A 25,329-nucleotide genomic window follows, 5' to 3' on the forward strand; every position below is an offset into this window, starting at 1 on the left:
TTTTGTTTTCTTTGGCATTGGCATGACCCTTGGAATATTGATAGGCCAAATTCATTTTTCACTGTTTGGTATTCCAGTCACTATTGGTTCTGGTGTAGGTTGTTTAGTGTCAGGCTTAATACTTGGATGGGCAAGAAGCCGACATCCTAGATTTGCCTCTTTACCTATGGGAGCCTCAAATTTTCTACGAGACTTTGGGCTAGCGGTATTTGTCGGTTTAGTTGGATTAACCGCAGGGCCTCAAGCTGTGGTTACCATTAAAGAGTATGGCATGACCTTATTATTTCTTGGATTCGGCGTCACACTCATTCCCCAAATTATCACCTTTTATTTTTCTTACTATGTCTTGCGCATTAAAAACCCCATTGAAGCCATGGGCTGCTTAGTCGGTGGCAGGAGTGCTAATCCCGGTTTCGCCGCATTGCTCGATAAAGCGGGAAATGCCACTCCCGTTTTTTCATTTACCGTCACTTACGCTGTCGCGAACGTCCTTCTTACTCTTTGGGGACCCATAATTATTGGGATCATTACGCAAAACGCCAGTTAATAATAAATGCTTAAAATGGACACTGACTATGCCAAATAAAGAATATGCTCAATGGGCAGCATTAAGCCCCTTTGAATTAAAAGATAAACTCATTGATATTGCTTGTAATAATCAGCATCGATTATTACTTGATGCTGGGCGAGGTAACCCCAATTTTTTAGCCACTTTACCCAGACGTGCTTTTATCCGTTTAGGGGATTTTGCATTAGAGGAAGCAGAGCGTTCCTATGCCTATATTAATAGCGGTTTTGGTGGGATCCCTGATATTAAAGGCATTGTCGGTCGATTTGATACGTTTGCACAAAAACATAAAGACACGGAAGGTGTACAATTCATCCAATCGGCGATCAGTTATGTAAAAGATCAGCTAGGTTTGAGCAGACATGAATTCTTACATGAAATGGTCAATGCTTTTTTAGGCTGTAATTACCCTATTCCCCCACGTATGTTGCCCCACTCAGAATCTATTGTAAAAGACTATATAAAACAAGAAATGTATGGGGGATTACCAGCTAATGAACATTTTAACTTATTTGCAACAGAAGGCGGTACTGCCGCAATGACTTACTCATTTCAAACTTTATTTAAAAATGGTTTGCTTAAAAAAGGGGATAAAATTGCCTTAACCACACCTATTTTCACTCCGTATTTAGAAATCCCTACCCTAGCAGAATACGGACTAAAAATCGTTGAAATTAGGCTCGATGAAGAAACATGGCAACTCAATGACAGTGAAATTGAGAAACTGAATGATCCTAACATTAAACTCTTTTGTGTGGTTAACCCCAGCAATCCGGCCTCCTATAAATTTTCAGATCAGGTACTGGATAAGCTCTCTCATCTAATAGAAACAAAAAGACAAGATCTGTTTATTATCACAGATGATGTTTATGGCACTTTTGCTGATAATTTTGTCTCCTTATTTGCACGATGCCCTTATAACACTCTTTGTGTTTATTCGTTTTCTAAATACTTTGGCGCAACGGGCTGGCGCCTTGGCGTTATAGCCTTACAAGAAGAAAATGTGTTTGACGATGCACTCCAATCCCTTAACAAAACAATGAAAACATTATTAAACACCCGCTATAAAACACTCTCTCCTCAACCTCAATCCATTAAATTTATTGATAGAATAGTAGCTGATAGTCGCTCAGTCGCCCTGAATCACACAGCCGGTTTATCTCTACCTCAACAAGTACAAATGGTCTTTTTTTCTCTGGCGTGTTTAATGGATAAAGAGCATTATTATCAACACTCAGCAAAACGTATTATTCGAGATCGGTACCAAACCTTATATAAAAGCATGGGAATTAATATTGAAAACGATGTTAACCGCGTTGATTATTATACGCTGCTCGATTTAGATGTATTAGGCAAGCATGTCTATGGTGAGCAATTTGTACAATGGTTTAAAACATCAGGTTATGGCCCAGAATTCCTCTTTAAACTGGCTGATGAAACAGGGGTTGTGTTACTACCAGGAAAAGGCTTTGATGTCGTTCATGGTTCAGTACGGGTTTCTCTTGCCAATCTCACTCACAATGAATATATCGCCATAGGTCAACTAACCAAAACCGTTGTAGACGAGTACTATGCGCTCTTTCTACAAGATAAAAAATAATGAACGCTTATTTCATGAAGGCACCACTATGTTAATTACCGCTATCGAATTAAAGCAACTTATCGACAATAACAATAATGAGTTATGTATTTTCGACTGTCGCTATGCTCTGCCTCAACCCACAGCCTTCCAAACAAGCGCTAACGCACTTACAAAAGGGAAACAAGCTTACCTTAAAGGGCATATTCCAAACGCACAGTTTGTCGATATTGATGCCGAATTAACAGGGGAGATTACAGATAGTTCAGGTCGGCATCCCTTACCTACTCATAAGAATTTTAATCAGAAGTTACAAGTATTGGGCCTTACCCCTAACAGCAAAATTGTTATTTATGCTGATACAGGGAACTTATTTGCTGCCCGCTTATGGTGGATGCTCTTTCGCTGGGCTCATATCAATAACGTGTCTTTACTTGATGGCGGTTTTAGCGCTTGGCAGGATGCAGGGTTACCTGTCACCCAAAACTTGCCTCAAATCACTGCATCCACTCACTCTTTTTCTTTTGATGATAGCCAACATGTGGATATGCAATATGTGCAGCATAAGGTTGCGTTAAAAGAACAACACTTCATCACGGATGCAAGACCCCTATTGCGATTTAATGGAGAACCGAACCCTATCGACACAGTATTAGGCCATATTCCGGGTGCAGTGAATCATCCTTGTCAGAAAAATATTGATAAAAAAGGTTATTTCCTACCGCAAGAGCAACTTGTCAGGGATTTTTCAGTTATTGCTCAATACAGCACATCAGATCCTATCATTCACAGCTGCGGTTCGGGCTTAACAGCATGTCATAATGCCTTCGCCATGGAACTTGCAGGCTTTAGCCACTATAAACTTTACATTGGATCTTGGAGTGAATGGACTAAGCATAAAAACAATCCAATTGAAAAATAAAAAAGCGGCACAACAAAAGAAGAACCCAAAAGATATAGCTAAATCAATATAAAATGACATACTCAGCTGGAATAAAAAGTGATTTAGGCTAGGCGAATTGTTAAAAGCATAGTCATTCTACGGTAAAACAAATCAACAACGCATAAATCACTTTTAAACCAGCCTTTTAGGAGCTTCATTTGAGCGACACTTCTTTGTTGCATTATCTCGAAAGGTGCCTACATTCCATCACTAATACGCCTCAAATTGCCGCTCAATTGATTGCTCTGAGATTATCATTTTATATTGATTTAGCTATAAAGTTCTTCTTTTGAAAGTCATATCATCCCCTAGGCGCAAACATGATAATGGCCATACCGGCCAGCGCAACTGAAGCCCCTAGAAAGTCCCAGCCGCTGGGCTTTATCCCTTCGACTCCCCAAAGCCACAGTATGGCTACAAAAATATAGACCCCACCATAAGCAGCATACACCCTTCCAGCTGCTGCAGGATGAAGAGAAAGTAACCACGCAAATAATCCTAACGCTAAGGCTGCTGGTACTAACAACCAAGCACTCTTATCTTCTTTTAACCACAAATAAGGTAAATAGCAGCCGACAATTTCAGCAATAGCAGTAATCACAAAAAGGATTAAGGTTTTCATTACAAACATAGGTTAACACTCATTTTATTAAATAAACTCATTAGTCGGCTAAACAACTTTATATGCTCAAGTTGAGTCTTTTTAAAACACAACCAACTGAAAAATATAAATCGATTTAGATACAATCATATTCAAAACTTTAACAAATAAACGAAAAATAAAGCCTCTAAAAAACTCATACATTAAAAATACCACATCACTTTATTTAATATCTCTCAGCTTGGAATACGACTTTCATCTATAAAACTAAATAACTAGCCTTTTGGAATAAAAATATTGAACTTTACTTTCAGTATGTTGTGTATACCCAAATAACATGAAAATGCAGAATTGAGCTGGAATAAAAAGGCTTATAGGCAAAGCGTTGAACAGCGAGCCTAGTTGTTCTAAGTCAATGTTCAATAACGCAATATAAAACGCTTTAATCTTATTAATAAAAATCAGCCTGTTAGGGATCGAACAAGCCCTACTTCTGCATTTTATCATTTTAAAAAGTGCCTACATTCCCTCAATAACAGGCTTTGAACTCGAGTATTTGAGCGGTTCTGAAACTCGCATCTTCATGTCAATGGGCAATATACTAAATGACACACAAGGTCATCATTTTATGCCTTTAACTCAAATGAACTCTAGGACCTTTGCTTAATCTTACAATTAGTTAAACACTAAAAATACAATATAAAAACTCTATAAATACAATAAAACTCATTAAGAAACACTTAAAAACATTAAAACAACATTGACAAGGTTATATTCGAATTTTAGTCTAAGATAATAAAACAGTTAAATGGGACTATTGCCGCTTATTTATAACAACGATAAAAATATAAAAGGACTTTACTCATAGCCTAAAGCATGAAGTAACCATATGTTAATAAGCTATATTTGAGATGGATTAAAAACATAATAATAAAAAATACTTTAATCGATACGTGTAACGAACAATGGAAAGGATGTTTCAATGAAACTATTTACATCATTTACAAAGTGGATTTTACTCGCACTTCTCGCCCTAATTATTCTTTTTACCGCTTACCATTCTTATTTAAGATTAAAACCCGAAGCAGCTAACTTGCCTGAACATCACGGAAAGGTGCAATCAAGGCTTCATTTAAGCCAAGGAGAGCAGCAACCATTACTGGTCTATTTAGGCGGAGAAGAAGATCACCATCACTGGAATAGTGATGCGTCCCTTGATCCTAAAAAACTACAAACCATAACCGATAAAGGCTATGCATTGCTCACCTTAGATTATTTTGGTAAAGATGGCACCCCAGAACATTTAGACCGAATTGATTTAGCGGGCGTCCACAAAGCCATATTGGATGCAGCAAGTCACCCGCAAGTTAATCAGAAATGCATTGCAGTCATTGGGGTATCTAAAGGAGCCGAGCTTGCTTTAACCTTAGGCAGTTATTATCCAGAAATCAGAGCGATTGCCGGTATCGTTCCGAGTCATGTCGTCTTCGCAGGTTTTACGAACACTATGGCAACATCTTCATTGTCAATCAATGGAGAGCAGCTCCCCTTTGTTCCTGTATCACTTCATTCAGTGTTAACTTATTTTACTCAAGACTTAAAATCCAGCATTGATATTATGTTAGAAGATGAAGAAGCTGTCGAAAATGCCGCTATTAAGGTAGAACATATTCAAGGTCCATTACTGTTTATGTCAGCGATTAATGATAGGCATTGGCCATCGACTGAAATGTCAGAGAAAATGATGCAAAGGCTGAGAAACCATGATTTTCCATATCACTTTGAACACATCACCTCAGCAGGTGAACATGGTGCTTGGATGAGTCAAGATGATAAAATTTATAACTTCTTTGAAGAACATTTGCTGGCTAAAAACCCCTCTGATTGCCCTAGAAATAATGCGATAAGCCCTCAGTAACGACATACTATAGCTATATCAATCACAGTCCTTTAATATTATCTCTTTACATAAGTCACTTGAAAAGACAATTCAGTGGCTTAAGTCAATTCATTTTTAAGTATGACAATATTCAACCACATCGAACAAATGTTAAGCTCAAGTGTATAGTTCATGCCACCTAAGTAATGAATAAGAAAAAGGCCGTTAAATTTTAATAAAAGCACTGTCAACAAACGTCACTCAATACTATGCTCATAATGGACACTCAAATAGAGAACATAATGAAGCATTACAGATTAACACTTTTAAGCTTAGTACTATTGTTTAATGTTAACGCCTTTGCTTTACAAAGCGATCTCCAACAAGAAGTGATTATATCGGCTAAAAACCAGCAAGCCGATATCAAAAATAACCAAATGATCTTTAATGGCCCTGTAAAAGTCACTCAAGGTTCTATTACCATAACGGCGCAAACATTACGGGCATTTTCAACAACCGATGACGAGCATAAAATTTTAGTCGCCACAGGGGCACCTGCAACCTATTCTCAAAAGATGGATAATGGATTGATGGCCTCAGCCAGTGCTAAGGAAATCCGTTATGATCTGAATACACGAGTATTACAACTGACAGGAGATGCAATACTTGAACAAAGTGGCAATAAAGTCACTAGTAACGCTATTACTTATGACATATTGCAGCAAAAACTCACCGCACAAAGTGGAAGTAAAGGCAAAGATAGAGTCACTACTGTCATCAAAATGGACAGTGTCCAACACAACACACCTGTCAGTGCCGCTACCACTACAAAAGTAAATGACAAAAAGAAGGGCAACAAACCAACGCCAATCAGCCCCTCAACGAAGAAAGCCTCTCCCCTCAGTATTGCGCCAATAAGTCAAAACAAACTTAATCAGCCTCCAGCCGATCAATCTGGGTGGTATATTCAAGTGGGGGTTTTTGCTAAACAATCTTCAATCAATAACGCCATTAAGAAAATCAAAAACAGTGGATTTGACTATATTGTCTTCCCAGATATGATCAGAGAACAAACAGTATCTAGAATACTCGTTGGTCCTTATCAGAGCTTAGAATCAGCCAAGAAAGACATTAAACAAGTGCAATTCGAGATAGAAAAAAACGCCTATTTTTACCACATTAAGTAGGCGTTAATCTTCTGTAATCCCCATTTAAGATTCATTACTTTCATGAAGTAGCAGCTTGTTTACGTAAAAAAGGAATGAGCAATAGCCCCACCACCCCAGCAGAACAAGTCAACACAGTAAAAAATCCGGTCCAACTATACAGCTCTAAAATACGTGCTAAAGGGTAACCGGCTAATGCAGCCCCCATATAAGCAAATAATCCAACAAATCCTGTTGCAGCTCCTGCAGCATCTTTATGTGAACACTCTGCAGCCGCGACACCAATGAGCATTTGTGGGCCAAAAACGAAAAAACCAATGGCAAAAAAGCAGGCTGCCTGCATAAAGTAGCCTTGGGTAGGAAAGAACCAAAGTGCCGCCACAGCAATTAAAATACCTATCGAAAATAACCAATTCATGGGCCCACGGTTACCTTTAAATAAAATATCTGAGCCCCAACCTGCCACTAATGAACCAATAAATCCGCCAATCTCAAATAAAGACAATGCACCATTGGCTGTCATTAAATCGTAGCCTTGCTCTTCCGTTAAATACAAATTTCCCCAATCATTAATCCCCGTACGAACAATGTAGACCAGTACATAACTCAGCGCCAATAGCCAAATATATTTATTGGAAAGCACATATTTAAACAAAATTTCCTTGGTACTCAAGCCTTCATCTGAGTGTTCAAAAGCTTGCTCAAGCTTGTCATTGCGCCAATCACCAATACTGGGAAGGCCTAAAGTTTGGGGCTTATCTCTCAAACGCCAACACAAAAATAACCCAACCACTATGGCGCAAATACCGGGTACTATCATCCCCATACGCCAACTAAAATGCAACGTCAATATTCCCACTAGCAAGGGAATAATGGCCCCTCCCACATTATGAGAAGTGTTCCAAATCGACCACCAAAAACCACGCTCAGAACGTGAATACCAAGTGGTCAATAATTTTGAGCAAGGCGGCCACCCCCAACCTTGAAAAAAGGCATTCAGTACCCAAAGGGATGCAAAAACCATTATTGAAGAAGACAAGCCAAAGAGAATATTAATAACACCCGTTGCAATTAGCCCTATTCCCATGAAATAACGAGGGTTTGCTCTATCACTCATAATGCCAGAGACAAATTTTGAACAACCATAGGTCAAATAAAACAAGGTGCCTAAGACACCAATATCAGATTTATCAAGCCCTAAATCAGCCACCATAGCTGGCATGACAAAATTAAAACTTTTCCGAGTAAAATAAAAAACAGCGTATCCTATGTACATAGTGAACATCAGGTGCAAGCGCCAGAACTTATAATCCTTATCGACTTGCTTAGGAGACGTCATCATTGGCTTTATCGAAGCCGCTTTTAAAAAATTAAACATAGTAATCTAAACCTGTTTTTTACGATCTTTTATTATTAATGAACAACATTAAGATCAGAAATTATGTCAGCATAATAAATGGGTTATGATTAATAAATTCAATGAATACACCTCATTCACATTTGAATATGTCATGACCAATATTGTCTATTATTGTTATGCAAACAAAACAAGCCGACATGCTATAACATGTCTAATTTATTCTCAAAGCTCCTGTTTTTTAAAACATTATATTCATCATTTTATTAACGAAAAAAAATGATGAATACAGTCCCACCTCCAATTGATTACACTAAAAAAAACAAATATCTATATATATCAGCCAGATAAAACACATCAATTCATAATCATTATTAACCTACGACTTAATGCTAAGAATAACGTTTTCTTAATAGTTTTATTTTTAAAAAACCAATGTCATTACCATTAAGTCACCAAATAAACAGTATAAAAACAACACCTCAACAATTCGCCTTACTGTTTAATTGCAACTAACCTTAAACTCATCATTATTAAACATGCTTCGACATCAAAAAGGCCCATGACCCAACCCATTTTGCAATTAATTGAGATCTGTAAACACTATTCAGGTGTTAATGCGTTAAATAGAGCAAGACTCTCTTTATATGCAGGTCAGGTCGTAGCACTACTTGGCGAAAATGGTGCAGGTAAATCAACACTAATGGGAATACTTTCCGGCAGCGTCAAGCCAGACTCAGGGCAAATTATTTTTCACGAAAAAGAATTAAGCTTTCAACACCCCAAAGCAGCACAAGACAAAGGAATTAGTATCATTCATCAAGAGCTAAACCTGATCCCTGAGCTCTCTATTGCTGACAATATTTATTTAGGGAGAGAGCCTACACAATACGGTTACATTGTAAAAAAAATATTATACGAGAAAACGCAAAAACTGCTTTCACAGCTTCATATTCGCCATTCCCCTGACACAAAAGTCAGCCAACTCCGGTTAGGGGAGCAGCAAATGGTTGAAATTGCTAAAGCCCTATCTCAACAAGCCAGTATTGTCATTATGGATGAGCCTACAGATGCCCTTACCCATAAGGAAACTCAACATTTATTTGATGTCATTAAGCAACTTAAAGAACAAGGCTGCGCCATCGTCTACATCTCTCACCGTTTACCTGAAATTTTTCAAATATGCGATCAAGTAACGATTTTAAGAGATGGACAAAGCATCACCCAAAAACCCATCACAGAATTGACAGAAAATAACATGATAGAATTGATGGTTGGTCGAACACTGGATCAGCAATACCCTAAGAAATCTCCTCCTTCAAATACCGTGAAACTGAAAATAGAACAGCTTAGTGGACCTTCTCTCAATGGCATTAAAATCACCAATCAAAACTTTCATGTCAACGCAGGAGAAATCCTCGGATTTTCCGGATTAATTGGATCAGGGCGTACAGAGTTAATGAAACTTATCTATGGAGCGCTCCCTCGAGATAGTGGCAAAATCAGCATTGATGGTACAGTGATTAACCCCACATCTCCCAATAAGAGTTTGCAAGCAGGATTAGCCTACATATCAGAAGATAGAAAAAATGACGGCCTCATATTGTCTTTATCCGTTAAAGAGAATATGAGTTTAAGCGCCTTACGACGTCTGTGTTATGTCACAGGACACATCAAACATGCTACAGAACATGCTTCAATCCAGCATTACATTCATCAATTTAATATTAAAACCCCTAACATTACACAAGCTGTAGGTCATTTATCTGGTGGGAACCAGCAAAAAGTAGCCATCGCAAAAGGCCTAATGCTTCAACCTAAGGTCCTTATTTTAGATGAGCCAACAAGGGGAGTTGATGTCGGTGCTAAAAAAGAAATATACACTCTCATCAATACGCTCAAATCGAATGGACTCAGCATTATATTAGTGTCATCTGATCTCCCCGAAATTCTGGGTATGTCCGATCGTATTTTAGTCATGAACCAAGGCCGTATTAACGGAGAGTTTATTCCATCTCAAACCAACCAAGAACAATTACTGACTGCCGCCATTGACGAGAAAACAATATGACTCCTCCTACACCATCACGCGTTCACTATTTTTCTAAATCTTGGCTAATAGAACAAAAATCATTGCTCACCTTGATCTTATTAATCCTTATTGTCTCTTTGCTTAACGACAACTTTTTTACCGCTAATAATATACTCAATATTCTCAGACAAACCTCTGTTAATGCCATTATTGCTGTGGGAATGACGCTCGTCATTTTGACAGCAGGCATTGATTTAAGTGTCGGCTCTGTTCTTGCCCTTTGTGGTGCCATCACCGCCAGCATGATTGGACTGTCATTCCCCATTGCAATAACGCTACCCTTAGCCATATTAGCTGGCGCTATGCTCGGAGGAGTCAGTGGTGTCATTATCGCAAAGGGAAAAGTACAAGCATTTATTGCCACTTTAGTGACCATGACAGCCATAAGAGGAATAACATTGGTTTACACTGATGGGCGTCCTATTTCAACAGGCTACACAGATCTTGCAGATCAATTTTCTTGGTTTGGAACAGGTTATGCCTTCTCGATCCCCATTCCAGTTTGGATCATGTTCATTGTTTTTTTATTAGCCTATTACCTACTCAAACACACTCGTTTAGGACGGTATATTTACGCAGTGGGCGGTAATGAAGCAGCAGCGTATCTCTCAGGGATCAATGTTGCAAAAGTGAAAATCACTGTATATGCAATATGTGGAGCATTATCTGCACTCGCCGCGATTATTATCACCTCAAGACTCTCTTCAGCTCAACCCAATGCTGGGGTGGGTTATGAATTAGATGCCATTGCTGCTGTTGTATTAGGTGGTACAAGTTTAATGGGAGGAAAAGGCACTGTCATTGGTACCCTAATCGGTGCGCTTATCATTGGCTTTTTAAATAATGCACTAAACCTTTTAGATGTCTCTTCTTATTATCAAATGATTATTAAAGCTGGTGTTATTTTACTGGCTGTCATTATTGATAATAAAAAAACCTAATGCTATATCCGTGATGCTTCAAGCTACAGTATTCAGCTGAAAAAACTACAGGTATATAAGGAACCCCTTATGTTGAAACAATTAATTGCACTAATATTGATTACTTTTACATTTCCAGTATCGGCAAAGGACAATCAGAGCATTGCCTTAGTGATCTCCACGCTCAATAATCCTTTCTTTGTCACCATGCGAGATGGAGCAACAAAACAAGCTAGTGCTTCAGGCTATGAGTTACGTGTACTCAACTCACAAAACGATCCTGCAAAGGAACTTGCCAATGTTGAAGACCTTATCACCAAAAAAGTAAAAGTCTTATTAATTAACCCTACCGACTCAGATGCAGTAGGCAATGCAATACGACTGGCTAATCGTGCGAACATTCCTGTCATTACATTAGATAGAGGCGCGAACCACGGTAAAGTGATATCACATATTGCCTCTAATAATATCGAAGGAGGCAAATTGGCAGGAGATTTTATTGCCAAACAAATTGGAGAAAAAGGCTCTGTAATACAATTAGAAGGTATTGCAGGTACTTCTGCTGCCAGAGAAAGAGGTGAAGGTTTTTTACAAGCAGTGAAAACCAATAACCTTAATTTACTGGCCTCACAACCGGCTGATTTTGATCGCACTAAAGGGCTCAATGTCATGGAGAACTTATTAACGGCCTACCCAAACGTTCAAGCGGTTTTTGCTCAAAATGATGAAATGGCACTGGGCGCACAAAGTGCAATTCAAGCAGAAAATAAGCATCTGATTATCGTGGGTTTTGATGGAACAAAAGCGGGAATAGCAGCGGTAAAAAGAGGTAAACTCACTGCAACCATTGCTCAGCAACCTGATGTTATCGGTCAAATTGGGGTCAAAACGGCAATCGAGCTATTACAAGATAAGGGGGTCCCCAAGATAATCCCTGTTCCCTTAAAGCTCATTCAGCAAACGCCTAAAACACAATAAAGCTGTACATTATTGATTGGGTAACCACAGCTTAACTCTGAGCCCAGCATTGAGTCGATTATGTATACTTAAAAAACCATTATGCGCTTCGATAATTTCTCGGCATAGAGGTAGGCCAAGTCCTGTGCCTGACTGTTTAGTCGAATAAAAAGGCAATAATGCTTGTTTTAGTACGTCACTGGACATACCGTCACCTTGATCTTGGATGGTAATTTCAACCCCTGCTTTAGCATCGATGAACACACCATCTTTGATCAACAATTCAATAGCCTCCGCTCTTGAACCCGATTCATGGGCATTTTTTAATAAATTAAGCAGCACTTGCTCCATTTGGACCACATCAAAAAATCCCCTTGTGTCAGGTAAGCTTGAGGCTAACTCAAAAACATAACTTTGTGTTAACTGCGCAATAAAATACTCCCAATCCACAGGCTGTTTTCTTGGTAAAGATAACTTGGCAAACTGAGAGTAATCGGCAATAAACTGGCTTAAATGTTGACTGCGATCGGCAATGGTATCAAAAATCAAATTAAGTAGAGGATTATCCATATCCTGAGTGATCCTCTTTCCTGAATTGACCATCGAGACAATAGGCGCAACTGAATTATTTAATTCATGGCTGATAATGCGGATCACTTTTTTCCACACTCTGACTTCTTGACGATCGAGCTCGCGAGTCATTTGTTTCAATAAGAGTAAATGATGATGCTGGCCATTTAATAAAAAGCGGCCTCTGGACACATGCCAAGTCTCCCATTTTTCAAGGTAGTCCCCCTGATCTTCATCGCGGGAGGGCCCCTCATCACTTTCATCATTCTCATCACTCTGCCAAGAAAATAATCCCTCTTGCAGCTCCGTAATCGCATCACTTAACACCTTTGGCATAGTGTTTAGCACCAAAGATAAATTTAACCCCACAATGGGGCGTCCCTGATAAAATAAATGCCGCGCAGGATCATTGGCGTAAATAATGTTTTGCTTATCATCAAACAGTAACATCACATTAGGCGAACTTTGGATCACTTTATCGAGCAATAATTCCCGCTGATAAATATACTGGCGTTCCTGACGTAAACTGTTCGACGCATGATTAAACAGATTGGATAAGGTTTTAAACGGCTCTTCTTTCCCCTCAGGCAAGCTGACACTAAAATCATTATCTTTAAAGTTAAGCAGTCCAACTTCTAATGCTTTCAATGATTGTGATAAATGACGCGTAACGTAAACACTCGCCGTTAATGCGATGAAAACTGACAATGTAAAAGACCAAAGCAACGCACTTTGTTCAACATATTCCTGCAGCAATAACGCCGCAGCCAGACTCAGCACACTAATACACACTGAACTTAGCACTAATTTGGTACGAATTGACCAAGGCATACTTACGCGTGCTATCATTTTTATTGATCTGTTTGTCATCACTTACTTTTCGATGCCATATTTGTCCATGCGCCGATATAAAGATTGACGACTCAAACCTAACGATTTTGCCACTCTGGCTATCACACCATTATGATCCATTAACGCCTTTTCGATACTCGCTTTACTCACAACGGGAAGTGCAGCACTAAAAACGGATCCATTATCTTTACCTTGCCTGAAGGGTTGGGAAGCTTGATGCGTTATTGGTGACGATAAAAATGCTTTATTCATTGTTCCTCCACACTCAACAGTGTCATGGGTATTAACGCCAAAATCATTAGCCGACAATATTCGACTCTGCGCCAAAATAACGGCCCGCTTGCAGGTATTTTCAAGCTCTCTGACATTACCGGGCCACGGATGATGATAAAGACTATGCTTAGCTTGTTTATCCAACTGAAACTCGGTACCAATAAAATGCTTCACTAAGGGTAAAATATCATCTTGACGCTGATTTAAAGGCGCTAGTGCCAGTTCAATGACATTTAAACGATAAAATAAATCTTCCCTAAAATCACCCGCTGTTATTGCCGCATTGAGATCCGTGTTGGTCGCACTAACAACCCGTACGTTCACTTTACGGGTAACATGACTCCCCAAACGTTCAAATTCACCGGTTTGTAATACTCGCAACAGTTTAATTTGCCCAGATAAGGGTAGATTACCGATTTCATCTAAAAATAGACTGCCGCCATCAGCGGCCTCAAATCGGCCTATTCGTGCTTTTGTAGCCCCCGTAAATGCCCCCACTTCTGCGCCAAATAATTCAGCCTCTAATAAATCAACAGGTAACGCGCCCACATTGACTTTGATAAACGGTTTATTCGCAAGTAACGAATTCGCATGAATAATATCGGCCAATTTATCTTTACCGGCACCGTTCGGGCCTGTGATCAGCACTGACACATCTGATTTAGCCACTTGCAAAGCCAAATCTACGCAACGCTGCATCACCCCACTGGCAAAGACTAACCCACATAAATTAGCCGATTCTATTCCTTGCATACGCTGCTGATTAACCCGCTCAAGCTGGCATTTTTCTTTTGATATATGCTGCAAAACAATGAGATTATTGATACTCGTTAGCAACTTATTATCATCCCAAGGCTTACCCATGTAATCGGCAGCACCAAGCTTGACTAATTCAACGGCTAACTCCAGTTGAGTCCAAGCAGTGAGTATGATAATCGGCAAAGACGGCTGTTTTTTGCGTAAGGCATAAAACAATGCTTTGCCTTCCTCACCTGAGGTCGTATCTTGAGTAAAGTTCATATCTTGTAATACTAAAGCGATATCATGCTTATCCACCAACTCCAATGCCGCCTGTGGTGATAAACACGTTAAGGTTGAATACCCTTGTAGCTGTAACATCAAAGACAAAGCATCACAAATTGCCTGATTATCATCAATAATTAAAATCAGCTCTTCTGCTTGTATCACTGACGATACCGGATTATCTAATACACTCATGGCCACAGCCCCTTAAAACTCAACTTTATCTCTCAATGCAATAGCGTTTAACGCTTTACTCTACACACTTCGTGTTGCCGTCGCAGGTGAAATCATCGCCGCTTTTTGCGCTGGAATGATCACTGCAATTGTCGTTAACATCATTAAGCCTAAAAACGTGAGCAAAGGATAAAGCGGTGCAAGCATAGGTAAGCTATACAGCTGCATTAATTGTTGCCCAAGTTGTAGCGCCAATACAGCTCCAAGGCTACCGCCTATAATACAAATAATATAATTTTCAATGAGAAAGAAACGAATAATATCACCTTTCGTGGCGCCAAGGGCACGGCGAGTACCAATTTGTTTGGTACGGCGGCCAATATTAAACATCACCATGCCCGCTAAACCCAAAGAGGTGATGAGTAAGAGTAATATCACCATCATCCCCAGCACGGTGGCCATTAACTCATGAGCACGATAGGCTCCCTTCCTATAATCCGCAATCGTCTTAAAACCTCTGATCACTCGATTAGGCTCATCTTGATGCAGCAATGCCGGAATACGCGCTGTTAATGCGGCAATATTTTCAGGCTCACTGCGCACCACATACTTATAAAAAGCGCCACTCATTGGTACATTAAAAATAAGGCTATTATCATTCATCTCCCTATCTACCCAAGCCCCTTGTAACGTGTCAATCACACCGATCACTTTAGTCGGGTAATCACCCCACTCTCCCATATAAATAGTTTGACCTAAAGGCGAACCCTCACCCCATGTTTTTTGAGCAAATGCCTGAGTCACTAACACTAATGTTGGTGACTCGCCACCTTGACTCACTATTTCATCAGGATAAAAGTTTCTTCCCTCGATTAAATGAATACCTAAGGTATTTACTAAGTGTTCATCACCATAAAAAGTCGGTGCCTCAGGGGCTGATTTTGATGTCTCTAGACTCTCCCCCACGGTAAACGTTGATGAAGAGCCACCACCACCTAAAGGCGACATGTTAATCACGCTTGCATCAATCACCTCTGGCAAACGCCTAATTGCTGCTAAATCACGCTGCCTCTGTTTATCTAAATCAATATTACTATCAAAAGCATAAAGGTTAAATGTAAACACTTGCGCTTCTGACACGCCAGAATCACGCTTCATTAAGCTTAAACGCTCAATAATAATAAAACTGGCATTCGCCACTATGGCAACCGACAGCATAATCTGTAATAACAGCAGTACGGGAGCCGTTTTATTACGCATTAAGGTACTGAAAATGGGTCTAATATGTAACATGTAACATCCTTTTATTGGCTCTTTAAATAAATGCTCGGTTGAGTACGACAAACTCGCCAGGCAGGATACATGCCAGCCAGCAAAGCAGAACCGATGGCAACAGTGGGCGCAAAAATCCACATACTAACGTCCAACTGAGTTAACGCTTCGCCTAATTTAAAATGTGACGTGAGTAAAGATAATGCCGCCCAAGCCCAAAATAATCCCAGTATTCCACCCGCAGCGCCAATCATGGCAACCTCGATCATGTATTGGGCAAAGATTTGCAATCGACTTGCGCCAATGGCACGGCGTACTCCCACTTCAGGTGCACGTTTTAAAAATTTAGCTAATAGTAGTCCTAACATGTTGACGAGACATACCACGAGAAACAGCAAACTCAATCCCACCAGAATTTTATTATCTTCAGGCACGACTTTATTAACATTGAGCCAAGTTTGAACATTTGAAATCTCGCCTCTCGCCTCCTCATGTTCAAAACGACCTATGCGCTGTTGCTGCTTCACATAAGTCTGCAGCCACACTTGATAATCTTGAACTTGCTGCTCAGTTTCAAGTTCTACCCAGTATTGCAACCAATGTGTTTCAGACAGCAAGCCTTCTTGGTAATTTCGAATATCTTCGGTACTCCAACTTTGATTATTTCCCCAGGACTCTAACTGTTCAATGGGTGCCAAAGAAAAAGGCACATATATAAGTTCTGGTTCACTAAAAGGGCCATTATTTAAATCGTAATACTTTGGACTTGGATGCCAATCCGCTATCACGCCCACGACTTGATATAGGTGTTGGTTTAGAAACAGCTCACGGCCCACACTGTTTTCACCTTTAAATAAACGTTGGTTTAATGTCTGGCTAATCACAACTTGATAGGCGGGGTTGATATCAACCTCTTCATTCCAGGGGGCCCCAAAAATAAATGGCACTGAAAATAATTCAAAAAAATCACTGTCTGTCGCTCTGATTTTTTCTAACATTGGTTGAAAATCAGGATCTTTGGTTTGCAATGCCGCACCCGTTTTAAACATCACGATTTGTCTCGTCGGTACTGTACTTTTTCGTAAGTTAATCGCATCTTGATAGGTAATTTGTTCATTAATATCAGGCCAAGTATCCCTCCCTTGACTCATTAACTGCACAGCAAAAAGTTGACTGGAACGCTCCCCTGCAGGGTTGGTATTCATCTGTTGATACACATTAAAAGTGGTGATGGTAATACCAATCCCAATTGAAATAGCAAGCACCATCAACAACGATAAGTAAGGCGTTCGCTTGATACTGCGCCAACCTAAGTCCATATAATAAAAAAACATGTTTATCCTTCCTTTTCATAACACGCTAGATAGCCAGTGAATGTTCTTCTGCTTTAGCATTGAATGCTTGGGATTGATCCATGCTAAAGTCACACACTTGACCATCGACTATCTGAATATTTCGCTGAGCACGCCTAGCTAAATCACCATCATGGGTCACCATAATAATGGTCGTGCCTGATTGATTAATGTTTTCAAGTAACTCCATCACTTGCCTTGCCATTAAACTGTCTAAGTTCCCTGTTGGCTCATCGGCCAATAAGAATCTCGGCTCCCCCGCTAACGCTCTGGCAATCGCCACTCTTTGCTGCTGCCCCCCCGATAACTGTGACGGTAAATGTTTCATGCGTGCAGCTAGCCCAACTTGCTCCAGTGCTTGCGTCATACGGCGATGCCGCTCTTTGGCATTAAAACCACGATACCTTAAGGGAACTTCTACATTTTCAGCTAGATTCAAATCAGAAATCAAATTAAAACCTTGAAAAATAAAACCTATTTTTTCATTGCGGATCGCGGAACTTCTATTATCACTGACATTAGAGATATTGACGCCATCAAGAAAATAATCCCCATGGGTAAAGCCTTCCAATAACCCAGCAATATTTAAAAACGTGGTTTTTCCTGAGCCAGAAGGGCCTGTCACCGCAACAAACTCACCTTCATTCACTTCTAGATTAAAATCTCGCAACGCATGAGTTTCCACGAGATCGGTTTTAAAAACCTTACTGATATTTTTCATTAATAACATTTTTCTCTTCCTTATTTATTCGTGGCGCTAGACCAGTTGTGTTCCATCAATAAAGCACTTCATCATCTCAGGGGGCTCAAACAAGCTCACTTCAAGTTGAAAAGACAGCTCCAATAATGAGAAATGAACAAAGAACTTTTATTTTTATTATGTTAATCACTAACGAAGTTGTACTTCGTCGGCATTTTTAAAAGGATCAAGATTGGAGATCACCCAAACATCTCCTGCACGTCCACCGCTCAGTACTTCAACATGACTCATGCTGCGAGCCCCTAACGAGATCTCAATAGGCTTAGCGATATTCTCTTGTACCGCATAAGCATTTTTCCCCCCACCACTGCGCACAAATGCGCCTTGTTTCACCATCAGTACATCGGGCTTATTCTCAAGTAACACTCGCGCTGATAAGCGCTGATTTTGCCTTAAGTGTAAACTGTCATCTTGAGTAAAACGGACTCTGGCGGTCACTTCACGATTAATCACCTCTGGAGAAATAGATGATAAGGTACCGGCAACGGTAACTGCACCAAAATTAAGCTCAACATCCATGCCTAAACCTAATTCATCGGCATAAGTTTCAGGCACCGCCAGCTCCGCCTCAAACTGACTTAAATCTACCACTGTTAATAATGCTTGACCTTGAGTCACTCGCGCTTTTTGATCCACGAGCCAATTTCCAATTATCCCCGTAACAGGGGCAGTAACTTCAAGGGCCTTAACTTGCCGCTTTAATTCAGTGACGATAAGGTGTTGACGTTGAAGGTCTGCTCCCTTGTCTTTTATTTCAAAACTCAATGTATCTTTCATCAACGCCACTTCTTTTTCTGAATGGGCAAATTGTAATATCGCTTTTTGTAACGTATCTTTACCTGCTTCAAAATCAATTTCGCTAATTAAATGTGTCTTAATTAACAGATCCCCACGCCGACTTTCTCGCTTTGCTGCCGCTAAATCGACTCTGGCTAAATCAAGGATCTGCTCACTGGCTAATTGCTGACGCCGTGCATCCAATTTGGCGCGCTCTAACGCACTTTTCATGCCTTCTAATACTGAGTTTTGTTGTTTTAACCGACTCATTAACCCATGGCTTTCAACTTTCGCAATCACCTCGCCTTTTTTAACCCGATCGCCAGGATTGAGCATCAATGTCACATTTCCCATTTCGGTGCTATATAATATTGGCGCATTCGCCGCCACTATCGTCCCTGTCGTACTCACATCACGAATTAATGTGCCTTTTTCTAAGGTCGCTAATCTCAGTTTTTCAGCATCGATAGAAAAGCGTGCTTGAGGTGAAGAGAGGCTCATCCATACCAGTCCAATCATCAATATTGTTCCCCCTATCATCAATATTGGCCTGATAACTTTTCTGTTTTTACGGGGAGTATGCGCCTTATCCTGCCCACTGGTGTCTTTAATCATATTCACGCCTCTCAATATCCATTACTCATATCGCTTTCCTTTACTACATTCATTTAAGCGGTCAGTGTTTTACATTAAATAAAGCGAGAAGCATGCCAACACTCATTTATTATTAAAAAAACATAAACTTAATAAAAACCACAAATAAAAGTGTCCGGCGGACAGCGCAAAGAAGTGTCCGATACCATTTCCTAATCTGTCCGGTAAGACAAATAAGTGTCCGTTCATTGTTAATAAAAAATGGACTCTGTGAATGTAGATAAAAAGCAAGTGATAAATGCGGAATAGACATAGTGATGAAATAAACTAGATTAATGCTATTTAAATCATTATTTACTTATTAATCAATAACTAATTAACATACCATCGACTAACTAACTAATAACCATGAATTTTATATTGTTTTTATCTTGTATAAATTTGATCTAATTGTTTGAAACTTGTTTGTTATTAAGCTATTTTAGTCGGTTTTCGTGTAAATAATTCTAATTTCAAACGAGATACAGTACCAAAGTGTCAAAATTAAGGTGCTGATCTTCAATTTATTTTATCTGTATTAGGCGGTTAGATGAAAGAATTTAAACAGACGCGTCGGGAATTTATAAAAACCGTCGTGATTGCTGGTGTGAGTGTTTATTTTGCACCCCTTGCAAGCGCCATGACTCGAGAACAAGAATACCTTTATAAACCCAATAAAAATTGGGCGAGCAATGGTGAAGCAAAATATAGAGTTGATGCGGTACAAAAAGTCACGGGACAGAAAGTGTTTGCTCGTGATTTCAGAGCACAAGATTTTAATGACTGGCCAAATAACCAATGGCATGGCTATATTGTATGTGCGACCAAAGCGGATCAACTTTTCGAAAGTATTGACTTATCCTTTTTAGAAAAACAACCAACCAAAATCATTCTTGCTGAAGACTTAGCTAAACATGATATTGAATTACCTCAATTTCATGGTGAAGATATGTTACTTGAAAAAGGCAAAGTAGCACACTTTCTGGGTCATCCCGTTGCCATTTTACTGTTTGATCGTTTTGATGATTTCAATGCTGCGAAATCACGTCTCGATTTCAATCCAAACGTTATCAAATATGGTGCAACCGTCCCCACTTATGAACGGAACCCTTATGCCGCATGGCGCGTAGTACGCGTCGCTGAAAATCGTACCGAAGGAAAAGATATTTTTTCCCCTTTTCAAGACGGATTATTCTTTCCCGCTTACCAACTCAGACAACCTAAATGGCCATCGAACCGTAATGTCAGTGGTGATTTAGGAGAAAGAGGCATGTTTTATGCCGATCGTATCAATCAAAGTATGTCTGATGATCAATTTCATGTGGTTGAGAAACAATTTCAAACTCAAATCATCGAGCCTATGATGCTAGAGCCTGAAGCCGCTAATATCTGGTTTGATGCTGAAAATGCCACTCTACATGGTACTGTTACCTGTCAAGATCCCACCGATTTCACCGAAATGGCAGTGCATATGCTTAAAGCCTCAAAACCCGGTAAAGAAGTCGAGAATGTCAAACTCTATTCTGGCTTTGTAGGGGGTGCCTTTGGCGCGAAAGATCATTCTATCTTTCCTTTTTATGCCTTAGCAGCTAGCTTATTTACTGATGGCAATCCTATTCGCATTGCAAATGATCGTTACCAGCAATTTCAATCGGGCTTAAAACGCCACCCGTTTAAAATTGAAAATCGATTAGCCATCAATAAAGAAACACTTAAAATTGAAGCGTTGAGCTCTAAATCTGATGTAGACGGTGGTGGTCGTGAAAATTTCTCGGCCAGTGTTGCCTCGGCAGGTATGTCTGCTATGCAAGGCGTCTTTTATATTCCGCAAAGCGATCTGCAAGCCACTGCACATTACTCTCGCAATGTCACATCAGGCTCCATGCGAGGTTACGGCTCGACACAATGTATGCCCGTTATTGATTTAATGATCGGTCAAGCTGCAGCGGAACTTCAAGTTGATCCCTTTGAATTACGTCGTAGGAACTTGCTAAAAACCGCTGATTTAAACACCCAAGGCGCCGAAATTGACGGGGAAATACGCTACCGTGAGATTTTAGATAAGGCAGAGCAACATCCTATTTGGCAGCAAAGAGTTGCCAATAAAAAAGCCTTTGAAGCCAAACATCCCAATAAGCATTTTGGTGTGGGTTACTCTTTGCTTGCAAAAAACTATGGTACAGGTAACGTCGGCCCCAATGCAGCAGTTAATATCTCTCCTGATGGTGATATTTTACTGGAGATTGAGTACATGGAAATGGGCTCAGGCGCACAAACTAGCCAAGGGTTATTAACCCATGAGTTCTTTGGCTCAGCCGCAGATGAAGTGCATATCGCCGTCACTGAAACATGGAAAGCACTGCAACTGTATGAAACGGACAATCCGTATATCATTAGCCAAGAAAAGCAGGATAAAATGTCCAAAGATCCTCTTTGGACACCGGTTAAACTCATGGCCAGTAGCGCCTCTGATTCAGCCACCTTCCAAACGGAAGCCACCAAAGGGGCATGCCGCGTTGTCTATCAATACGGTATTTTGCCTGCAGCTCGCATTTTATGGTCGCTGGCTAAAGACAGTGATTTATCTGCTGCAAACTGGCATGAAGGTCAATTTACTTTAGCAGGCAAACCCGCCTTAGATTTTAAATTACTGGCCAAAACGGCTCACGAACTTGGCTTTATCACAGGCTGTGTCGCTCATACGGTTAACCGTTGGTCTTGGACTGAAGCTGAGTTTACCGTTGAAGGTGATACACAAGTTCACTCTTTAGATGCCATGGCTGTTCGATATGGTAATGGAGCAAATAACACCAAGAAACAAAAAATGGACAGCGCCGGCTATCACTTAATTAAACGTAACTGGGTCAATTATCCAAGCACAAAATTTAATAATGCCATGGTAACTTACTATGCTCCTTGCGATTGTTTAATTGAACTTGCTGTCGATAAATATACTGGAAAAGTGGATATTCTTCGTTCTCACAGCGTACTAGATGCGGGGCCTGTGATTTCTCAACCCATAGTAGATGGGCAAATTCAAGGTGGCCTCGCTATGGGTGTTGGTCATGTATTGCATGAGTATTTACCCCCATTTGAAGAAGGTGCGGGCAACGGAACATGGAACCTCAACCGTTATCATGTCCCTATGGTGTCAGATCTTCCTGTGTGGAATATGACATCTGAAACCTTACCTTCTACCGATCGTGCTGCAAGACCAAAAGGGATTGCGGAAGTGGTTATGCTTCCCGTTATTTCAGCCGTTCAAGATGCCCTTTTTAATGCAATAGGTGAACGCTTTGAGCACACCCCTATTACAGCACAACAGATCAAAGCGAGAATTAACGCATGAATACCATCACAGTAGAATTTATCCTTAACGGCAAGCAAGTGGGCCCCATTAAAGTGCCGCAAAATACCATGATGATCCAATTTTTACATGAGTATTTAAACCTCACAGGTACTAAATTTGGTTGTGGTGCTGGTGTATGCCACGCCTGTGTGATTTTAGAACAAACCAAAACGGAACAAATCACCCATAGAACTTGTATCAATGGTGTCGGCGCATTTAATGGTATGAACTTAGTCACTGTTGAAGGTCATGCCAGTATTGATGTTAAAACAGAAGAAGTGATATTGCATCCTGTACAACAAGCCTTTATTGAAAACTTCTCATTTCAATGCGGCTGGTGTACCTCAGGTTTTGTCAATGAAGCCGTCGGTTTTTATGAATCCCTCAAGCAAAAGCCTATTGCAAAAACAGAATTGAGAGCATCACTTGAAAATAATTTAGGCGAACACGTTTGTCGCTGTACAGGGTATGTAAAATATTACGAAGCCATGGAAAATTTAATTCTGTCTCAGCCAGAACTTATTCAATAGGATCACCATGAAAAATATCATAATGATTGGCTTCATCGCTGGCATTTTTGCGCTGAGCTTTGTTTACTTAGGTAGCGGTGAAAATGCCGTGGTGGCCCCCTCAGCCAAAGCACTAGTGAAGAGTGACGGACTCATAGAGCGCGGTCGCCAAGTGGCGATTGAAAGTGACTGTGTTGCTTGCCATACTACACCTAATGGCGCATCTTTTGCGGGAGGCGTTCACTTTGCCTCACCATTTGGTGACATTTATTCAACCAATATCACCCCCGATCCCACCTATGGCATTGGAGGATATAATCGTGAAGATTTTTATCGCGCGGTCAAATACGGTTACTCAAAAAATGTGGGTAATTTATATCCCGCTATGCCTTATACTTCCTACCGTAAGTTAAACGATGCGGATATGGATGCACTGTGGGTCTATTTTCAATCCGTCAAGCCTGTTGCCACTCCCAATATTAACAACGACCTTATTTTCCCCGCTAATATTCGATTTGGCTTAGGAGGATGGAACCAACTCTTCTTTGATGATAGCGATTTTAGCCCTAACCCAAATAAAAGTGTGCAATGGAATCAAGGAAAATATTTTGTTGAGGCAGCCGGCCACTGTGGTGAATGCCATACTCCGAGAAACTTCGCTTTTGCAATGGAACCTGAAAAAGCATTAGAAGGTGCCATTCTAGAAGGCTGGAATGCAATGAATATCACCTCAGGTGAATTAAAAAGGCAAGGCTGGACAGTTGAAGAGCTCAATCAATTTCTTAAGCACGGCGAGTCTAAACTTGGGATCACTTTTGACAGTATGTTTATGGTCGTCAATCACAGCCTTAGCCATATGACACAAGATGACTTCAACGCCATCTCTGCTTATTTATTAGATCTTGATGAAGTCAAAACACCTCAATCGATAAACAGCACTTTCGTTGCAATGAATGCACCTCGTTACCTTAATGACGATGAAAAATCATTGCCCGGTTTTGAAACCTATGTCAATTATTGCGCTGGTTGTCATGGCATCGATGGGCTAGGTAAACCTAATGCTGTTGTGGCTTTAAGTAACAACAGCACATTTAGTGCTGATTCTCCTTATAACGCTGTTGCGGTGATATTACGCGGCCTTCCAAGCAAGCAACAAAGTTTGACTAAAGGATCGGTTGCTATGTCTAATTTTGACAAGCAAGTCACTGATGCAGAAATCGCACAATTAGTGAATTTTGCTAGGGTAACTTGGGGAAGCCAAACCGACTCTAATGTTGATGCGGCTATGGTCAAAGCAATCCGTAAGCAACTCGAAAAAGAGGGTTATTTATCTCAAAATGCTAATGGGCATACCCAAGCGACAACAAGTCATTAATCCCTTATGTGAGTGTTCTGATTGAATGCAATCAGAACACTCATGCTCAATCCACATAAAATACAGCGTACTTTTAAAATACGCTGTATTTTTATATTGATGATAAATGAAGAAACAATGAATAACCGTTATCTTATTTTTATCTATATTTAAATTAGTACTGCCTAATAGAATTCAAGTAACCCAATCTATTTTAAAAATAATTACCACTTAAAAAAACTGTTTAAAACACCAGTTATAAATTAACCCATCCTAAATTAGCTAACTAGTACTAAGGTACCGCAGACAAAACTTGCGTGTTTTAAATGTTATAGATAGGTTATGCCTGAAGACTATCCCCAAACACGC

Annotated in this window: 19 protein-coding genes and 1 pseudogene; 12 read left to right on the forward strand and 8 right to left on the reverse strand. The window is 40.0% G+C overall.

The features are described from left to right. The first annotated feature begins 22 nt into the window (after positions 1-22). From Q0976_RS07005 to Q0976_RS07015, 3 genes are read left to right on the forward strand one after another with little or no spacing between them, the layout of a single operon-like run. A complete protein-coding gene (locus tag Q0976_RS07005) occupies positions 23-547 on the forward strand; it encodes a hypothetical protein (protein WP_299492402.1) in 525 nt (174 codons plus the stop codon). A 28-nt stretch (positions 548-575) separates the two neighbouring features. Further along, positions 576-2,168 (forward strand): bifunctional aspartate transaminase/aspartate 4-decarboxylase, encoded by a 1,593-nt coding sequence (locus Q0976_RS07010; protein WP_299492404.1) that lies wholly within the window; start codon positions 576-578, stop codon positions 2,166-2,168. After that, positions 2,140-3,069, forward strand: a complete 930-nt coding sequence (locus Q0976_RS07015) for a sulfurtransferase (RefSeq protein ID WP_299492406.1) — start codon at positions 2,140-2,142, stop codon at positions 3,067-3,069. Before Q0976_RS07010 ends, Q0976_RS07015 begins: the two co-directional genes overlap by 29 nt. A 322-nt stretch (positions 3,070-3,391) precedes the next feature. Here the strand turns inward: Q0976_RS07015 and Q0976_RS07020 are convergent, their stop codons facing one another. After that, the gene (locus Q0976_RS07020) at positions 3,392-3,721 is read right to left on the reverse strand and encodes a YnfA family protein (protein ID WP_299492407.1); all 330 of its coding nucleotides are present in this window, start codon (positions 3,719-3,721) and stop codon (positions 3,392-3,394) included. Positions 3,722-4,673: 952 nt separating this feature from the next. Here Q0976_RS07020 and Q0976_RS07025 point away from each other — a divergent pair. From Q0976_RS07025 to Q0976_RS07035, 3 genes and pseudogenes are all read left to right on the forward strand, one after another. Next, entirely contained in the window at positions 4,674-5,609 is a 936-nt protein-coding gene (locus Q0976_RS07025; protein WP_299492408.1) for an acyl-CoA thioester hydrolase/BAAT C-terminal domain-containing protein, read from the forward strand. A gap of 263 nt (positions 5,610-5,872) precedes the next feature. Continuing rightward, positions 5,873-6,373: pseudogene (gene lptA / locus Q0976_RS07030) on the forward strand (lipopolysaccharide transport periplasmic protein LptA); the annotation flags it as partial. Further along, positions 6,353-6,757 (forward strand): SPOR domain-containing protein, encoded by a 405-nt coding sequence (locus Q0976_RS07035; RefSeq protein WP_299492514.1) that lies wholly within the window; start codon positions 6,353-6,355, stop codon positions 6,755-6,757. The pseudogene lptA and the gene Q0976_RS07035, both read left to right, overlap by 21 nt. Positions 6,758-6,797: 40 nt before the next feature. Here the strand turns inward: Q0976_RS07035 and Q0976_RS07040 are convergent, their stop codons facing one another. Then, positions 6,798-8,114: an MFS transporter gene (locus Q0976_RS07040; protein ID WP_299492410.1), complete on the reverse strand. Its 1,317-nt coding sequence runs from the start codon at positions 8,112-8,114 to the stop codon at positions 6,798-6,800. Between the two features lie 541 nt (positions 8,115-8,655). Here Q0976_RS07040 and Q0976_RS07045 point away from each other — a divergent pair. The 3 genes from Q0976_RS07045 to rbsB all read left to right on the forward strand — a co-directional run bounded on the left by Q0976_RS07045 (position 8,656) and on the right by rbsB (position 12,083). Continuing rightward, a complete protein-coding gene (locus tag Q0976_RS07045) occupies positions 8,656-10,164 on the forward strand; it encodes an ATP-binding cassette domain-containing protein (protein ID WP_299492412.1) in 1,509 nt (502 codons plus the stop codon). Continuing rightward, on the forward strand, positions 10,161-11,126 hold the full coding sequence (rbsC, locus tag Q0976_RS07050; RefSeq protein ID WP_299492414.1) for a ribose ABC transporter permease: 966 nt from the start codon (positions 10,161-10,163) through the stop codon (positions 11,124-11,126). Before Q0976_RS07045 ends, rbsC begins: the two co-directional genes overlap by 4 nt. A gap of 69 nt (positions 11,127-11,195) precedes the next feature. Next, positions 11,196-12,083 (forward strand): ribose ABC transporter substrate-binding protein RbsB, encoded by an 888-nt coding sequence (rbsB, locus tag Q0976_RS07055; protein WP_299492416.1) that lies wholly within the window; start codon positions 11,196-11,198, stop codon positions 12,081-12,083. A 9-nt stretch (positions 12,084-12,092) separates the two neighbouring features. On the opposite strand, the gene Q0976_RS07060 is transcribed toward rbsB, so the two are convergent. The 6 genes from Q0976_RS07060 to Q0976_RS07085 all read right to left on the reverse strand — a co-directional run bounded on the left by Q0976_RS07060 (position 12,093) and on the right by Q0976_RS07085 (position 19,730). Further along, positions 12,093-13,481, reverse strand: coding sequence for an ATP-binding protein (locus tag Q0976_RS07060; protein WP_299492418.1), 1,389 nt, complete (start codon positions 13,479-13,481; stop codon positions 12,093-12,095). A gap of 24 nt (positions 13,482-13,505) precedes the next feature. Beyond that, positions 13,506-14,975, reverse strand: a complete 1,470-nt coding sequence (locus Q0976_RS07065; RefSeq protein ID WP_299492420.1) for a sigma-54 dependent transcriptional regulator — start codon at positions 14,973-14,975, stop codon at positions 13,506-13,508. A gap of 60 nt (positions 14,976-15,035) precedes the next feature. Next, complete coding sequence (locus Q0976_RS07070; RefSeq protein WP_299492422.1) at positions 15,036-16,247, reverse strand: FtsX-like permease family protein; 1,212 nt, start codon at positions 16,245-16,247, stop codon at positions 15,036-15,038. A gap of 11 nt (positions 16,248-16,258) precedes the next feature. Next, complete coding sequence (locus Q0976_RS07075; protein WP_299492424.1) at positions 16,259-17,560, reverse strand: ABC transporter permease; 1,302 nt, start codon at positions 17,558-17,560, stop codon at positions 16,259-16,261. Between the two features lie 25 nt (positions 17,561-17,585). Beyond that, entirely contained in the window at positions 17,586-18,308 is a 723-nt protein-coding gene (locus Q0976_RS07080) for an ABC transporter ATP-binding protein (protein WP_299492426.1), read from the reverse strand. Positions 18,309-18,467: 159 nt separating this feature from the next. After that, complete coding sequence (locus tag Q0976_RS07085) at positions 18,468-19,730, reverse strand: HlyD family efflux transporter periplasmic adaptor subunit (RefSeq protein ID WP_299492428.1); 1,263 nt, start codon at positions 19,728-19,730, stop codon at positions 18,468-18,470. Between the two features lie 568 nt (positions 19,731-20,298). Between Q0976_RS07085 and Q0976_RS07090 the strand changes: the two genes are divergently transcribed. The 3 genes from Q0976_RS07090 to Q0976_RS07100 are packed head-to-tail and all read left to right on the forward strand — an operon-like array spanning position 20,299 to position 24,981. Next, on the forward strand, positions 20,299-23,097 hold the full coding sequence (locus tag Q0976_RS07090; RefSeq protein WP_299492430.1) for a molybdopterin cofactor-binding domain-containing protein: 2,799 nt from the start codon (positions 20,299-20,301) through the stop codon (positions 23,095-23,097). After that, positions 23,094-23,627 carry a 2Fe-2S iron-sulfur cluster-binding protein gene (locus tag Q0976_RS07095; RefSeq protein WP_299492432.1) on the forward strand — a complete coding sequence of 178 codons (534 nt, stop codon included), beginning with the start codon at positions 23,094-23,096 and terminating at the stop codon, positions 23,625-23,627. Before Q0976_RS07090 ends, Q0976_RS07095 begins: the two co-directional genes overlap by 4 nt. Positions 23,628-23,634: 7 nt before the next feature. Continuing rightward, positions 23,635-24,981 (forward strand): cytochrome c, encoded by a 1,347-nt coding sequence (locus tag Q0976_RS07100; protein ID WP_299492434.1) that lies wholly within the window; start codon positions 23,635-23,637, stop codon positions 24,979-24,981. Positions 24,982-25,329: the final 348 nt, after the last annotated feature.

The organism is uncultured Shewanella sp., assembly GCF_947501665.1.
Taxonomy (GTDB): Bacteria; Pseudomonadota; Gammaproteobacteria; order Enterobacterales; family Shewanellaceae; genus Shewanella.